Below are 13,609 nucleotides of genomic sequence, written 5' to 3'. Positions count from 1 at the left end.
ACCTGGGCCTTCAGAGGCCGGTGACCTCCACACCGCCGACGTTGCGCTTACCCCGGCGCAGGACGAGGTAGCGGCCGTGCAGGAGGTCGGCGGACTCGGGAACCGCGTCCTCCGACTCGACCTTGGCGTTATTGAGGTACGCGCCGCCCTGGCCGATCGCACGGCGTGCCTCGGACTTGCTCTTGCACAGGCCGGACGCGACCAGGAGGTCCACGATCGTGGGAAGTTCTCCCCGGCCGACGTTCGCGGACGGGACTTCGGCGAGTGCCGCGCCGAGGGTGCGTTCGTCCAGTTCGTCGAGAGACCCCTGCCCGAACAGCGCACGGGACGCCGCGACGACGCGGGCGGTCTCGTCCGCGCCGTGGACGAGCGTGGTCATCTCCTCGGCCAGCGCGCGCTGCACCGCGCGGGCGGACGGGCGTTCGGCGCCCTGCTTCAGGAGATCCTCGATTTCCTCGCGGGACCGGAAGCTGAAGACCTTGAGGAACTTCTCCACGTCACGGTCGTCCGCGTTGAACCAGAACTGGTAGAACGCGTACGGCGAGGTCAGATCCGGGTCGAGCCAGTAGGTCTCACCGCCTGCGGTCTTGCCGAACTTGGAGCCGTCGGCCTTCGTGAGGAGCGGTGTGGTGAGGGCGTGCGCGGAGCCGCCCTCGACCCGGCGGATCAGGTCGACCCCGGCGGTGAGGTTGCCCCACTGGTCGCTGCCGCCCGTCTGCAGCCGGCAGCCGTAGCGCCGGTACAGCTCCAGGTAGTCCATCGACTGGAGCAGGACGTAGCTGAACTCGGTGTAGCTCATCCCAGTGGTGTCGAGGCGGGACTTGACCGTCTCGCGGGCCAGCATCCGGTTCACCGGGAAGTGCTTGCCGACGTCGCGCAGGAACTCGATGGCCGACATGGGACCGGTCCAGTCGAGGTTGCTGACCATCATGGCGCCGTTCGGGCCCTCATCGAAGTCGAGGAACCTCGATACCTGGCCCCGGATGCGCTCGACCCAGCCGGCGACGGTGTCCTGCGAGTTGAGGACGCGCTCGGCGCTTTTGCCACTGGGGTCGCCGATCAGGCCGGTGGCGCCACCGACGAGGCCGATGGGCCGGTGCCCCGCCTTCTGGAAACGGCGGAGCGTGAGGATCTGGATCAGGTTGCCCAGGTGCAGGGACGGCGCGGTCGGGTCGAACCCGCAATAGAGCGTGACCGGCCCCGCGGCGAGCAGCGCCCGCAGATCGTCCTGATCGGTGGACTGCGCGATCAGATCGCGCCACGCGAGGTCGTCCAGGATGTCGGTCACGTTCTCCCTCGTCTCCTGTCTGTTGCCTACCAGGCTGCCCCAGTGGGCACTTGCCACGCCAACGATATTCAACGTCCGCCCAGGTAGTAGCGGGCGGGGACGAACACGCGGTGTCCCGAGGCGAAGATCACCTGAACGCCCGTTTCATCCCATTGGGTGGACTCGATCTCGGGCGGTTCGCCGTTGAGGTCCAGGCGTACGTAGTGGCCGTACGCCAGTCCGGAATCCCTGCCGGCGTAGAGCTCGTACGCCCGGTGGCGGCCGAGCAGCAGGCTGCTCTTCTCGATCACGCCGACGTAGTGCGCGGATCCGTCCTCGTACCGGACGGACGGCGGGTGCCCTTCGGCCTCGACGATCACGCCCGTGCGGTGGGTCAGGCCGTCGACGACCACGCCGGCGAGGAGGACGGCGAACGCGAGCCACCCGGCGACGGCGGCTCTGCGGCGGGGGCGGGGCTGCGGGGGCGGGGCGATCATCGGGACGCCGGGGCCTTGCGGTTCCGGGGTGCGTGCGCGCGGTACGGGGAGACGCTGGGGTCTCCGTCGATCCAGAAGCGCCACGGGACGTCCTTGGCGGCGTTCACGCCGGTGCGCGGCCCCTGCCGGATGCGGGCGGCGTCGGCGGGCTCCCCCGCGCGGACGGTCAGCTCGCCACCGGGTGCGCAGACGTCCAGGCCGTTCTGCCCGCGGGCGATGCCGAGCGCCTCGCAGAGGCGGGCGGGGCCGCGGGCGAGGTCCCGGACGGTCGAACGCGGCCGGCGCGCGCGGGCCGTCTCCTCCCCCGCGATGATCTCGCCCGCGCGGACCAGGACGGCGGAGGACGTCCCGGCGAGCCCGCACACGAGGTTCACGCAGAAGTGCATGCCGTAGGTGAAGTAGACGTAGGCGTGGCCGGGCGGGCCGAACATCACCTCGTTGCGGGGCGTCCGTCCGCGGTAGGCGTGCGAGGCGGGGTCGAGGGGGCCCGCGTACGCCTCGACCTCGGTGAGCCGCACCGCGACGTCGCCGTCGGGTGTGCGGTGCCGCAGGACGTGCCCGAGGAGTGCGGGCGCGATCTCGTCGACCGGGCCTTCGAAGAACTCGCGTGGCAGGAGCGCCGCGTCCATCGCCTCACCGTGCTCGTTGGGGATCCGACGGTTCGCCAGCCTAGGGCGCCGCGGGGACCGTCCGGGCCGCCCGCGGCGGGCGGCCCGGACGGCGGCCGGTCAGGCGTCGCCGCCGGACGCCCAGGCGGCGTGCTCGTTGGCCTGGGCGCGGAGCGCGGTGATCTGCTCGCGGACGCGGTCGGGTGCGGTGCCGCCGTGCGCCTTGCGGGAGGCGAGGGCGCCGGGGACGTTCAGGACCTCGCGGACGTCCGGCGTCAGGTGCGGCGACACCTTGAGCAGTTCGTCGTCGGTGAGGTCGTCGAAGTCCTTGTCGTTGACCTGGCACCAGACGACGAGGTGGCCGACGACCTCGTGGGCGTCGCGGAACGCGACGCCGCGCCGGACGAGCAGTTCGGCGAGGTCGGTGGCGAGGGCGAAGCCGTCGGCGGCGGTGGCCTCGAGCCGCTCGGTGTTGACGCGCATGGTGGCGACGAGGCCGGACATGGCGGGCAGGACGAGCAGGAGGGTCTCGACGGCGTCGAAGGCGCCCTCCTTGTCCTCCTGGAGGTCGCGGTTGTAGGTGAGCGGGAGTCCCTTGAGGGTGGTGAGCAGGCCGACGAGGTGCCCGATGAGGCGGCCGGCCTTGCCTCGCGCGAGCTCGGCGACGTCGGGGTTCTTCTTCTGCGGCATGATCGACGACCCGGTGGCGTAGGTGTCGTCCATCTCGATCCAGCGGAACTCCTGCGACGCCCACAGGCAGATCTCCTCGCCGAGGCGGGAGAGGTGCACGCCGGCGAGGGCGGCGGCGAAGAGGAACTCGGCGACGAAGTCGCGGTCGGCGACGGCGTCCATGGAGTTGGGCGCGGCGGCGTCGAAGCCGAGTTCGGCGGCGGTGGCCTGCGGGTCGAGCGGGAGGGAGGACCCGGCGAGGGCGCCGGAGCCGAGCGGGGACACCGCGGTGCGGCGGTCCCAGTCGCGGAGCCGGTCGATGTCGCGGGTGAGCGGCTGGACGTGCGCGAGGAGCTGGTGCGAGAACAGGACGGGCTGGGCGTGCTGCAGGTGCGTCATGCCGGGCGCGGCGACGCCGAGGTTGTGCTCGGCCTGGGCGATCAGCGCGGTCTCCAGCTCCACCAGGCGGGAGACGATCTGGCGGGCGTGGTCGCGCAGGTAGAGCCGCAGGTCGGTGGCGACCTGGTCGTTGCGGCTGCGGCCGGCGCGGAGCTTGCCGCCGAGGGCGCCGAGGCGTTCCAGCAGGCCGCGTTCGAGGGCGGTGTGGACGTCCTCGTCGGCGACGGCGGGCCGGAACTCGCCGGTGCGGCACGCCTCCTCGAGGTCGTCCAGGGCACCGATCATGCGCTCGAGCTCGTCGTCGGTGAGCAGTCCCGCCCGGTTGAGGACGCGGGCGTGTGCGCGCGAGCCCATGAGGTCGTAGGGGGCGAGCCGCCAGTCGAACTGGACGCTCACCGAGAGCCGGGCGAGCGCGTCCGACGGGCCGCCCTCGAACCGGCCGCCCCACAGCCGCGTCGGTGCCTTGGTCACGGAATTTCCTCTACTTCCCACCGTGTCGGTTCGTTCACATGTCGATTCGTTCGTTCGCCGTCCCGCTCCGCGCCTGCAGGCGTGCGCCGAGCATGCCGGTGCGGCGCCGCGGAGGGCGTCCCCACAGCGTACGGGCTGCGGGTGCCGGGTTCGGGCGCGCGGGGCGGGGGCGGGGTCGGTGTCGTCCGGGGCCGGTGGGCCCCTAGCTTCGTCGTTCCCGGCCTTCGGTCAGCCTGAGGAGCGACTGGGCGACGTCGTCGCCGCCCGTCGGGTCGCGGGCGATGACGAGGATGGAGTCGTCGCCCGCGACGGTGCCGAGGATCGTGGGCCATTCCGCGTGGTCGATGGCCGAGGCGAGGTACTGGGCGGCGCCGGGCGGGGTCCGCACGATGACGAGGTTGGCGGACGCCTCGGCGGACACCAGCAGTTCGGCGGCGAGCCGGGTGAGCCGTCCGGTGAAGGTCTCGGCGGTGCCGGTGCGGGCGCGCGGGATCCGCTGGCCGCCCTCGCCGGGGACGGCGTAGATGAGGCTGCCGTCGTCGCCGCGCAGCCGGACCGCGCCGATCTCGACGAGGTCGCGGGAGAGGGTGGCCTGCGTGACCTCGACGCCCTCGTCGCCGAGGAGCCTTGCGAGCTCGCCCTGGGAGTGGACGGGGTGGCGGGTGAGCAGCTCGATCACCCGGGCGTGCCTGGCGGCCTTGGTCATCGGGGTGTTCACCCGGATCGCTCCAGCAGCCAGACGAGCAGGGCCTTCTGGGCGTGCAGGCGATTCTCGGCCTCGTCCCAGACGCGGCTGCGCGGGCCGTCGAGGACGGACGCGGCGATCTCCCGGCCGCGGTAGGCGGGCAGGCAGTGCAGGACGATCGCGTCGCCGGCGGCGCGGGCGAGGAGGTCCTCGGTGAGGGCGTACGGCTCGTAGAGCGCGGTGTCCTTGCCGTCCTGGCCCATGGAGACCCACGTGTCGGTGGCGAGGACGTCGGCGCCGTCGGCGGCCGCGGCGGGGTCGTCGGTGACGGTGACGGATCCGCCGGTGTCGGCGGCGATCTCGGTCGCGCGCTTGACGACGGCGGGGTCGGGCGGCTGGGAGGCGGGCGCCCCGACGCGGACGTGCATCCCGGCGGTGGCGCAGCCGAGGAGGTAGGAGTGGGCCATGTTGTTGGCGCCGTCGCCGAAGTAGGCGAGGGTCCGGCCGGCGAGGTCGCCGTGGTGCTCGCGGACGGTCTGCAGGTCGGCGAGGATCTGGCAGGGGTGGAACTCGTCGGTGAGGGCGTTGACGACCGGGACGGTCGTGCCGGCCGCCATCTCCTCGATGCGTCCCTGCCCGGCGGTGCGCCACACGATGGCGGCGACCTGCCGTTCGAGGACGCGGGCGGTGTCGGCGATGGTCTCGCCGCGGCCGAGCTGGCTGGTGCCGGCGTCCATGACGAGCGGGTTGCCGCCGAGTTCGGCGATGCCGGCGGTGAACGAGAGCCGGGTGCGGGTGGACGCCTTGTCGAACAGCACCGCGACGGACCGCGGGCCGTCGAGGGGCCGGAACCCGAACCGGTCGGCCTTGACCCGCGTGGCCAGGTCGAGGACGTCGGCCTGCTCGGCCGGGGTGAGGTCGTCGTCGCGCAGGAAGTGCCTGGTCATGGCTCAATTCTCCTTCACGGCGGATTCGCCCGCGGCCTCGGCGGCCGATCGGGCCGCGTCGAGGATCGCGGGCAGGGCGGCGGTGAACGTCCGGGCCTGCGCGGTGGTGAGGATCAGCGGCGGGGCGAGCCGCAGCGCGTCCGGCTGCAGCGCGTTGATCAGGAAGCCGGCGTCGCGGGCGGCGGCCTCGACGGCCGGGGCGTGCGGGCCGGTGAGGACGATCGCGCGCCACAGGCCGCGCCCCCGGACGCCGGCGAGCAGCGGGTGGTCGACCGCGGCGATCCCGGTGGCGAGTTCGTCGCCGACGGCGGTGGCGTTCCCGAGCAGCCCGTCGCGGTCGATGGTGTCGAGGACGGCGAGGGCGGCGGCCGCGCCCACGGGGTTGCCGCCGAAGGTGCTGCCGTGGTCGCCCTTGGCGAGGATGTCGCCGTGCGGGCCGAAGGCGATGCAGGCGCCGACCGGGAGGCCGCCGCCGAGGCCCTTGGCGAGGGTGATCACGTCCGGCCGGGCGTTCTCGTGCTGGAACGCGAACCAGGTGCCGGTACGGCCGATCGCGGACTGGATCTCGTCGGCGACGAACAGCGCGCCCGTCGCGTCGCAGATCTCGCGGGCGGCGGCGAAGTAGCCGTCCGGCGGGGGGACGACCCCGGCCTCGCCCTGCGTGGGCTCCAGGAACACGGCGGCGCAGTCGCCGTCGACGGCGGCCTTGAGCGCGTCGGCGTCGCCGTAGGGGACGAAGCGGACGTCGATGGCGAACGGGCCGAACGGCTCGCGGATGGCGGCCTTGCCGGTGAGGGACAGCGCACCGAGGGTCCGGCCGTGGAAGCCGTTCTCGGTCGCGACGAAGTAGGACCGGCCGTTGACCTTCCCGTACTTGATCGCGAGCTTGAGGGCGCACTCGTTGGCCTCGGTGCCGCTGTTGGCGAGGAAGACCCGGCCGGCCGGGGCGCCGTCGCCGCCGAGCAGCCCGCGGAGCCGCTCGGCGAGCAGCACCTCGGGCTCGTGCAGGAACAGGTTGGACGTGTGCGCGATCGTCCCGGCCTGCGCGGTGACGGCCTCGACGAGCGCGGGGTGCGCGTGGCCGAGGGAGCTGACGGCGATACCGGCGATGAGGTCGAGGTACGCGCGGCCGTCGGTGTCCCAGACCGTGCAGCCCTCGCCCCGCGCGAGCGCGACCGGCGGGACGCCGTAGTTCGGCATGAACGCGGCCTCGAACCGCTTCCTGAGCCCGTCGCCGCTCACGCGTCCTCCTTCTCGGTCCGTGCCTCGCCCGCGGAGCTGGGCAGCACCATCGTCCCGATCCCTTCGTCGGTGAAGATCTCCAGCAGGAGCGAGTGCAGCACCCGCCCGTCCAGTACGTGGGCCTGCGGGACGCCGCCGCGGACGGCGGTGAGGCAGGCCTCCATCTTCGGCACCATGCCCGCGGACAGGCCGGGCAGCAGTTCGGCGAGCTCGTCGGTGGTCAGGCGGTCGATGACGTCGTCGCTGTCGGGCCAGTCCGCGTAGAGGCCCTCGACGTCGGTGAGGACGACGAGCTTGGCGGCGTCGAGCGCGACGGCGATCGCGGCGGCGGCGGTGTCGGCGTTGACGTTGTAGACCTCGCCGTCGTCGCCGCGCGCGATGCTGGAGATGACGGGGATCCGGCCGTCGTCGAGCATCGCCCGCACGGCTCCCGGCTGCACCTCGACGATCTCGCCGACCTGGCCGATGTCGACCGGTGCGCCGTCGACGACGGCGTGCTTGCGCTCGGCGGTGAGCAGGTTCGCGTCCTCCCCCGACATGCCGAGCGCGAACGGCCCGTGCCGGTTGATCAGCCCGACGACGTCGCGCTGCACCTGGCCCGTCAGGACCATCCGGACGACCTCCATGGCCTCCGGTGTCGTGACGCGCAGGCCCGCGGTGAAGGACGACTCGATGCCGTTGCGGTCGAGGGCCGCGTTGATCTGCGGGCCGCCGCCGTGCACGACGACCGGCCTGAGGCCGGCGTACCGCAGGAAGACGACGTCCTCGGCGAAGGAGTGCCGCAGCGCCTCGTCCGTCATGGCGTGCCCGCCGTACTTGATCACGACGGTGCGTCCGTGGAACCGCTCGAGCCACGGCAGCGCCTTGATGAGGGTCTCGGCCTTCGACATGACGCCCGCGCGGTTCTTGCGCATCTCCGCGCCCGAGGTGATCGCGCTCATGTGGAGTACGCCGAGTTCTCGTGGACGTAGTCGGCCGTGAGGTCGGTCGTCCAGACGGTGGCGCTGTGCGGTCCCGCGGCGAGGTCGACGGTGATCGTCACGTCACGGGGGCGCAGGTCGACCTTGTCGCGGTCGTCGCCGACGGATCCGCCGCGGCACACCCACACGCCGTTGATCGCGACGTTGAGTTCGTCGGGTTCGAAGACGGCGTCGGTGGTGCCGGCGGCCGACAGGACCCGCCCCCAGTTGGGGTCCTCGCCGTGGATGGCGCACTTGAGCAGGTTGTTGCGGGCGATGGAGCGCCCGACGACGACGGCGTCGTCCTCGCTCGCGGCGCCGACGACCTCGATCGCGATGGCCTTGGCGGCGCCCTCGGCGTCCACCAGGAGCTGCCGGGTGAGGTCGGCGCAGACTTCGGTGAGCAGCGCGGTGAACTCGTCCTCGGCGGGGACGGCACCGGCGGCGCCGGACGCCAGCAGCAGGACGGTGTCGTTGGTGGACATGCAGCCGTCGGCGTCGAGCCGGTCGAGGGTGGCGCCGGTGGCGGCGCGCAGCGCCCGGTCGAGGGTCTCGGCGGGCAGGTCGGCGTCGGTGGTGATCACGCACAGCATGGTGGCGAGGGACGGGGCGAGCATGCCCGCGCCCTTGGCCATCGCGCCGATCATGTAGCCGCCGGCGCCCTGCCGGAAGGAGATCTTGGCGACGGTGTCGGTGGTGCGGATCGCGTCGGCGGCGGCGAGCCCGCCGTCGCCCCGCGACAGTTCGGCCGCGGCGGCGTCCACGCCGGGCAGCAGCGCGTCCATGGGGAGCCGCTCGCCGATGAGGCCGGTGGAGCAGACCGCGACCTCGCCCGCGGAGTCGCCGAGCGCCGCGGCGACCTTCTCCGCGGTGGCGTGGGTGTCCTGGAATCCGGCGGGGCCGGTGCAGGCGTTGGCGCCGCCGGAGTTCAGCACGACCGCGTGGACGCGGCCGCCCTTGAGGACCTGCTCCGACCACAGCACCGGCGCGGCCTTCACGCGGTTGCGGGTGAAGACGCCGGCCGCGGCGCGGGACGGGCCGTCGTTGACGACGAGGGCCAGGTCGCGGGTGCCGCTCGCCTTGAGTCCGGCGACGACGCCGGCGGCGCGGAAACCCTGGGGTGCGGTGACGCTCACGGGGACACTCCGATCGTGGTCAGCCCGAGTTCTTCCGGGAGGCCGAGGGCGAGGTTGGCGCTCTGCACGGCGCCTCCCGCGGTGCCCTTGGTGAGGTTGTCGATGGCGGCGACGGCGACGATGCGGCCCGCGTCCTCGTCGAGGGCGACCTGGACGAGCGCGCTGTTCGCGCCGAGGGTCATGGAGGTTGCGGGCCACCGCCCCTCCGGGAGCAGGGCGGCGAACGGCTCCCCCGCGTAGGCGGCCGCGTAGGCTTCGCGCAGCGTCTCGGCGGTGAGGCCGGGACGGGCTTTGGCGGTGCAGGTGGCGAGGATGCCGCGGCTCATCGGCGCGAGGGTCGGGGTGAACGACACGGTGACGCGCTCCCCGGCGGCGAGGCTGAGGTTCTGCACGATCTCGGGGGTGTGCCGGTGGGTGCCGCCGACTCCGTAGGGGCTCATCGAGCCCATGACCTCGCTGCCCAGCAGGTGCGGCTTGAGGGACCGGCCGGCGCCGGAGGTGCCGGACGCGGCGACGACGACGACGTCCGGTTCGGCGTGCCCGGCGGTGAACGCCGGGAGCAGCGCGAGGGTGACGGCCGTCGGGTAGCAGCCGGGGACGGCGACGCGGCGGGTGGTCCGCAGCGCGTCGCGCGCGCCGGGGAGTTCAGGCAGCCCGTAGGGCCAGGTGCCGGAGTGCGGCGTCCCGTAGAACTTCTCCCAGGCGACCGGGTCGGTGAGGCGGAAGTCGGCGCCGCAGTCGACGACGAGGACGTCGTCGCCGAGACGTTCGGCGAGCTCGGCGGACTGCCCGTGGGGCAGTGCGAGGAAGACGACGTCGTGCCCGGCGAGGACGTCGGGCGTGGTGTCGGCCAGGACGCGCCCGGCCAGTGATCGCAGGTGGGGCTGGTGCGCGCCCAGTTCGGTGCCCGCGTTGGAGCCCGCCGTCAGCGCGCCGATCTCGAATTCGGCGTGTCCGTCGAGGATGCGCAGCAGCTCGCCGCCAGCGTAACCGCTGGCGCCGGCGACCGCCGTCCGGATTCCCATGTTCCACTCTGCCCTTCGGAAGCGACCAGCAAGAGTATGCATGGCAATGGATGAATATTCAAAATCGATCGCCCGCCCGGCGCGCCGATGAGACCCACACCACAGGAAGTAGTTAGATCACTAATGATTTGACATCTTAATTTCAGATACCTCACAATCGAGCGCCATGGACACCGAGAAGCTCGGGTTCGGCGACCTGTCCGAGCTCGGCGCCACCGAGGAGTGGCCGGTCGGCCGGCTGTTCGCCGCCGCGGCCCGGCAGGCCGGGCCGGTGATGTGGCGGCTCGTCGAGAAGCACGGGGTCAGCCCCGCCGGGTTCTTCCTGCTGCGGATCCTGGTGCTCGAGGACGGCCGGCGCCCCGGCGAGGTCGCCAAGCGGCTCATGCAGTCGGCCGCCACCGTGACGTCGGTCGCCGACACACTGCAGCGCAACGGGCTGCTGGAGCGCCGCCCGGACGAACGCGACCGCCGCGCCGTCCGGCTGCACATCACCGAGGCCGGACGAGCGCTGGTCGCCGAGACCGGCAGCGCCCTGGCCGACGACCTGTGGGCGATCTACGACGTCCCCGCCGAAGCCGACGAACCCGCCGTGCGCCGGTACCTGCTCACCCTGCTCGACCGCTTCACCGATCTCTCCGAAGGAGGCCGCTGTTGACCGCGCCCACCGGCAGCGAACGGCAGCCCGACGGCAGCCCGGGCAACGTGGCCCGCGGCGACGCCGTCCGCGCCGTCGATCTGCAGAAGACCTACCCGGCCTCCGGCCCGCGGCCCGAGGTGCCCGCCGTCCGGGGCATCGACCTGGACGTCCCGCGCGGGGAGTTCTTCGGCCTGCTCGGCCCGAACGGCGCCGGCAAGTCCACGACCATCGGCATGCTCACCACGCTCGTCGTCCCGACCGGCGGCACCGCGTCGGTGTGCGGGCTGGACGTCGTGCGGGACGCCGTCGAGATCAAGCGGCGCATCGGCGTGGTGTCGCAGAACAACACGCTCGACAGCGACCTGACCGCCGCGGAGAACCTGGAGTTCCGCGGCCGGTTCTTCGGGCTGAGCGCCCGGGACGCCCGCCGCCGCGCCGACGAGCTGATCGAGCTGTTCGGGCTCGCCGAGCACCGCAAGGGCAACCCGTTCGAGATGTCGGGCGGGCAGGCCAAGCGCGTGATGATCTGCCGCGCGCTGATGCACGGGCCCGAGGTGCTGTTCCTGGACGAGCCGACCGCCGGGCTCGACCCGCAGACCCGCACCAACCTGTGGGACGTGCTGCGCGGCCTGCAGGAGGGCGGTCAGACGATCGTCCTCACCACCCACTACATGGAGGAGGCCGAGGCGCTCTGCGACCGGGTCGCGGTCGTGGACCACGGCAAGGTCCTCGCGAGCGGCACGGTCGACGAGCTGAAGGCGGGCGCGGGCGCCGACACCGTCATCACCGTCTCCTACGACGCCGCCGCGCCCGGCGACATCAAGGCGCTGGGCGACCGGGCGGGGATCAGCAGGGTCGAGGTCAACGACGGGCAGGTCCGCGTGTTCGCCGCCGACCCCGACGGGGTGCTCGGCGAGCTCGTCGCGATCGGCGCGCGGTCCGGTGTCGGCGTCACCGACGCCAGCCAGCTGCGCCCCAGCCTGGAAACCGTCTTCCTCACCCTGACCGGAAGGGACTACCGCGAGTGAACGCACCGGTGCTGACACCACCGCCCCCGGCGCGGGCCACGGTCCCGCGCACCTTCGCCGCGATGATGGCGCGCGAGGCGCGGGTGATGCGCAAGAACCTGCTGTCGACGTTCATCCGGGTGCTGATGCAGCCGGTCATGTTCGTCTTCGTGTTCGCCTACGTCCTGCCCAAGCTGGGCGGCGGCGCGATGGCCGGCGCGGGCGGGGCCACGTTCTCCACCATCCTGGTGCCGGGCCTGGTCGGCTCGTCGATCATCATGCAGGCCATGATGGCGGTGACCTTTCCGCTGATGATGGAGCTGAACTGGCAGAAGTCGATCACCGACCGGGCGCTGGCGCCGGTCACCATCCCGATGCTGGCGGTCCAGAAGATCCTCGCGGCGGCGCTGCAGGGTCTGATCGGCGGGCTGCTGGTGTTCCCGGCGGTGCTGTTCATCCACGCCGACGGCCAGGCCCCGCAGGTGAACGTGGACAACTGGCCCGTCCTGGTGCTGGTCCTGGTCGCCGGGTCCCTGCTGGCCGCCTCGGGCGGCCTGCTGCTCGGCACGCTCATGAACCCGCAGAAGGTCCAGATGATGTTCACGCTGATCCTGCTGCCGATGACCATGCTCGGCTGCGTCTACTACCCGTGGGCGGCGCTGGAGAGCATCCCGTGGCTGCAGTACCTCAGCCTGGCCAACCCGCTCGTCTACGTCAGCGAGGGCCTGCGCAGCGCCCTGACGCCCGACGTCCCGCACATGCCGACGTGGGCGTTCCTGCTGGCGATCGTCGGCGGGACGGTCGTCTTGACGTGGGCCGCGACCCGCACGTTCACCAAGCGCGTCCTCACCTGAGCGCGTCCTGACCTGACGGCCTCGGCCGACATAGGCGGGGCCCGGGGGAATTTGCCATCCCCCGGGCCCCTGTGGTTACCGCCCAATTCGCACGCCGGATCATGGAAGGACGCGGATCAGTCTGATCGGCCCTTGCGCGTTACCTTTACGCCATCGCCCCACGAGCGGAGCGAGCCGGAATCGAACCGGCATCTCAAGGGACCCGTCCACGTCCGGGCGGCCCGGCGATCGGCGGTGAATGCTGAGTCTGGAGCGAGAATCTGAGGTTGAGCGGCGGCCGCCTCTACCGGTTGGGCCACCCCGGCGCGAATGCCGGGGGCGGGACTCGAACCCGCATGTGACGCACGCCTGATCAGCTTCGGCTTCAGCTTCAGCTTGCGCTCCTCGCGCACCTCCCGCGCGTCGGCGGGAGGATCCTGTTCAGTTGTCGGTCGGTCTCGTGGTCCGAGGGTTCCCGGCGCGGGCGCGTCAGCCGAACAGGTAGCCGAAAACGGCCTCGCCGACGCGCCGGTCGGTCACGTCGGTGCCGTTGGCCTCCTCGCGCGCGAACTTGACGGCGTCCTGCAGCCGCTCGATCCGTCCGAGCAGCTCGTTGACCCGGCGGGCAGGGAGCGCGCCGGAGAACTTCAGCGTCGTCCAGTGGCCGATCGAGACGTCCTCGTAGTACACCTCGACCTGGGCGGGGTGCTTCTCGGTGGCCTCCGCCTTGACATGGTTGCGCGGAACCTTCTTGGTCTTCACGGTGCGGACCGGCTCGGTCCGCCACACGTCGGTGGACGGGTCGAACACCCAGGTCTCGGCCGCGTCCAGCACCGGCAGCCGCCGGACGAACCCGTGCAGTTCCTTCAGCTGCTTCTCCAGGAAGAGCAGGTAGGAGACCGGCACGTCCCGCAGGATCGCGGTGCCGTCCACGGTCACGTCGGCGCGGGCGTCGCAGTTCGCCCAGTCCTTGGTGGCGGTGACGTCGAACAGGCGCGTCAGCGAACCCGTCACGTCGCGCAGGACGTCGTCGACCTTGACCTGCACCCGGGTGGACTCCGCGGGGAACGTCTCGCCCTCCTCGTCCCTGGGCTGGTAGGTCCGCGAGATGCCGGACAGCAGCGGAGCCTTCTGGACCGCCTGCTGCGCGGCCGCGAGGTCCTGGACGGACTTGCTCTTCACGCCCTTCTCGACCGCGATGATCTGGTTCAGCTTCGTCGGCATCTC

The 13,609-nt window shown here is 72.3% G+C and carries 14 protein-coding genes; 3 read left to right on the top strand and 11 right to left on the bottom strand.

All coding sequences use genetic code 11. From position 1 onward, the window contains the following. Positions 1-10: 10 nt before the first annotated feature. From tyrS to argC, 10 genes are all read right to left on the bottom strand, one after another. On the bottom strand, positions 11-1,288 hold the full coding sequence (gene tyrS, locus F7P10_RS40410; RefSeq protein WP_151017263.1) for a tyrosine--tRNA ligase: 1,278 nt from the start codon (positions 1,286-1,288) through the stop codon (positions 11-13). A 68-nt stretch (positions 1,289-1,356) separates the two neighbouring features. After that, positions 1,357-1,764, bottom strand: a complete 408-nt coding sequence (locus F7P10_RS40405) for a hypothetical protein (RefSeq protein ID WP_151017261.1) — start codon at positions 1,762-1,764, stop codon at positions 1,357-1,359. Further along, positions 1,761-2,393: a DNA-3-methyladenine glycosylase gene (locus tag F7P10_RS40400; protein ID WP_151017259.1), complete on the bottom strand. Its 633-nt coding sequence runs from the start codon at positions 2,391-2,393 to the stop codon at positions 1,761-1,763. Before F7P10_RS40400 ends, F7P10_RS40405 begins: the two co-directional genes overlap by 4 nt. A gap of 99 nt (positions 2,394-2,492) precedes the next feature. Beyond that, entirely contained in the window at positions 2,493-3,911 is a 1,419-nt protein-coding gene (argH, locus tag F7P10_RS40395; RefSeq protein ID WP_151017257.1) for an argininosuccinate lyase, read from the bottom strand. Positions 3,912-4,113: 202 nt separating this feature from the next. Beyond that, the gene (locus F7P10_RS40390) at positions 4,114-4,617 is read right to left on the bottom strand and encodes an arginine repressor (RefSeq protein ID WP_151018627.1); all 504 of its coding nucleotides are present in this window, start codon (positions 4,615-4,617) and stop codon (positions 4,114-4,116) included. An 8-nt stretch (positions 4,618-4,625) separates the two neighbouring features. Beyond that, the gene (gene argF, locus F7P10_RS40385) at positions 4,626-5,543 is read right to left on the bottom strand and encodes an ornithine carbamoyltransferase (protein WP_151017255.1); all 918 of its coding nucleotides are present in this window, start codon (positions 5,541-5,543) and stop codon (positions 4,626-4,628) included. A 3-nt stretch (positions 5,544-5,546) separates the two neighbouring features. Further along, positions 5,547-6,785: an acetylornithine transaminase gene (locus F7P10_RS40380; RefSeq protein ID WP_151017253.1), complete on the bottom strand. Its 1,239-nt coding sequence runs from the start codon at positions 6,783-6,785 to the stop codon at positions 5,547-5,549. Continuing rightward, positions 6,782-7,699, bottom strand: coding sequence for an acetylglutamate kinase (argB, locus tag F7P10_RS40375; RefSeq protein WP_151018626.1), 918 nt, complete (start codon positions 7,697-7,699; stop codon positions 6,782-6,784). The genes F7P10_RS40380 and argB overlap by 4 nt, the downstream gene beginning before the upstream one ends. A gap of 23 nt (positions 7,700-7,722) precedes the next feature. After that, positions 7,723-8,880, bottom strand: a complete 1,158-nt coding sequence (argJ, locus tag F7P10_RS40370; RefSeq protein WP_151017250.1) for a bifunctional glutamate N-acetyltransferase/amino-acid acetyltransferase ArgJ — start codon at positions 8,878-8,880, stop codon at positions 7,723-7,725. Then, the gene (argC, locus tag F7P10_RS40365) at positions 8,877-9,905 is read right to left on the bottom strand and encodes an N-acetyl-gamma-glutamyl-phosphate reductase (protein WP_151017248.1); all 1,029 of its coding nucleotides are present in this window, start codon (positions 9,903-9,905) and stop codon (positions 8,877-8,879) included. The genes argJ and argC overlap by 4 nt, the downstream gene beginning before the upstream one ends. Positions 9,906-10,071: 166 nt before the next feature. Between argC and F7P10_RS40360 the strand changes: the two genes are divergently transcribed. Genes F7P10_RS40360 through F7P10_RS40350 form a run of 3 tightly spaced genes read left to right on the top strand, consistent with a single transcriptional unit; the run spans position 10,072 to position 12,403 of the window. Then, a complete protein-coding gene (locus tag F7P10_RS40360) occupies positions 10,072-10,560 on the top strand; it encodes a MarR family winged helix-turn-helix transcriptional regulator (protein ID WP_151017246.1) in 489 nt (162 codons plus the stop codon). Then, positions 10,557-11,570: an ATP-binding cassette domain-containing protein gene (locus tag F7P10_RS40355; protein WP_254716270.1), complete on the top strand. Its 1,014-nt coding sequence runs from the start codon at positions 10,557-10,559 to the stop codon at positions 11,568-11,570. Before F7P10_RS40360 ends, F7P10_RS40355 begins: the two co-directional genes overlap by 4 nt. Continuing rightward, positions 11,567-12,403: an ABC transporter permease gene (locus F7P10_RS40350; protein WP_254716269.1), complete on the top strand. Its 837-nt coding sequence runs from the start codon at positions 11,567-11,569 to the stop codon at positions 12,401-12,403. Before F7P10_RS40355 ends, F7P10_RS40350 begins: the two co-directional genes overlap by 4 nt. 468 nt (positions 12,404-12,871) lie before the next feature. Here the strand turns inward: F7P10_RS40350 and F7P10_RS40345 are convergent, their stop codons facing one another. Further along, positions 12,872-13,606, bottom strand: coding sequence for a hypothetical protein (locus F7P10_RS40345; protein ID WP_151017244.1), 735 nt, complete (start codon positions 13,604-13,606; stop codon positions 12,872-12,874). Positions 13,607-13,609: the final 3 nt, after the last annotated feature.

Source organism: Actinomadura sp. WMMB 499 (assembly GCF_008824145.1).
GTDB lineage: Bacteria > Actinomycetota > Actinomycetes > Streptosporangiales > Streptosporangiaceae > Spirillospora.
Note: the sequence above shows the minus strand (reverse complement) of the source record. Positions and strands in the feature narration are given on the sequence as shown.

Bases quoted from the DNA above. Each gene is read 5' to 3' on its own strand.
- argC (WP_151017248.1), bottom strand. From the start codon at position 9,905: ATGGGAATCCGGACGGCGGTCGCCGGCGCCAGCGGTTACGCTGGCGGC.
- F7P10_RS40400 (WP_151017259.1), bottom strand. From the start codon at position 2,393: ATGGACGCGGCGCTCCTGCCACGCGAGTTCTTCGAAGGCCCGGTCGAC.
- argF (WP_151017255.1), bottom strand. From the start codon at position 5,543: ATGACCAGGCACTTCCTGCGCGACGACGACCTCACCCCGGCCGAGCAG.
- F7P10_RS40345 (WP_151017244.1), bottom strand. From the start codon at position 13,606: ATGCCGACGAAGCTGAACCAGATCATCGCGGTCGAGAAGGGCGTGAAG.
- argB (WP_151018626.1), bottom strand. From the start codon at position 7,699: ATGCGCAAGAACCGCGCGGGCGTCATGTCGAAGGCCGAGACCCTCATC.
- F7P10_RS40360 (WP_151017246.1), top strand. From the start codon at position 10,072: ATGGACACCGAGAAGCTCGGGTTCGGCGACCTGTCCGAGCTCGGCGCC.
- F7P10_RS40405 (WP_151017261.1), bottom strand. From the start codon at position 1,764: ATGATCGCCCCGCCCCCGCAGCCCCGCCCCCGCCGCAGAGCCGCCGTC.
- F7P10_RS40390 (WP_151018627.1), bottom strand. From the start codon at position 4,617: ATGACCAAGGCCGCCAGGCACGCCCGGGTGATCGAGCTGCTCACCCGC.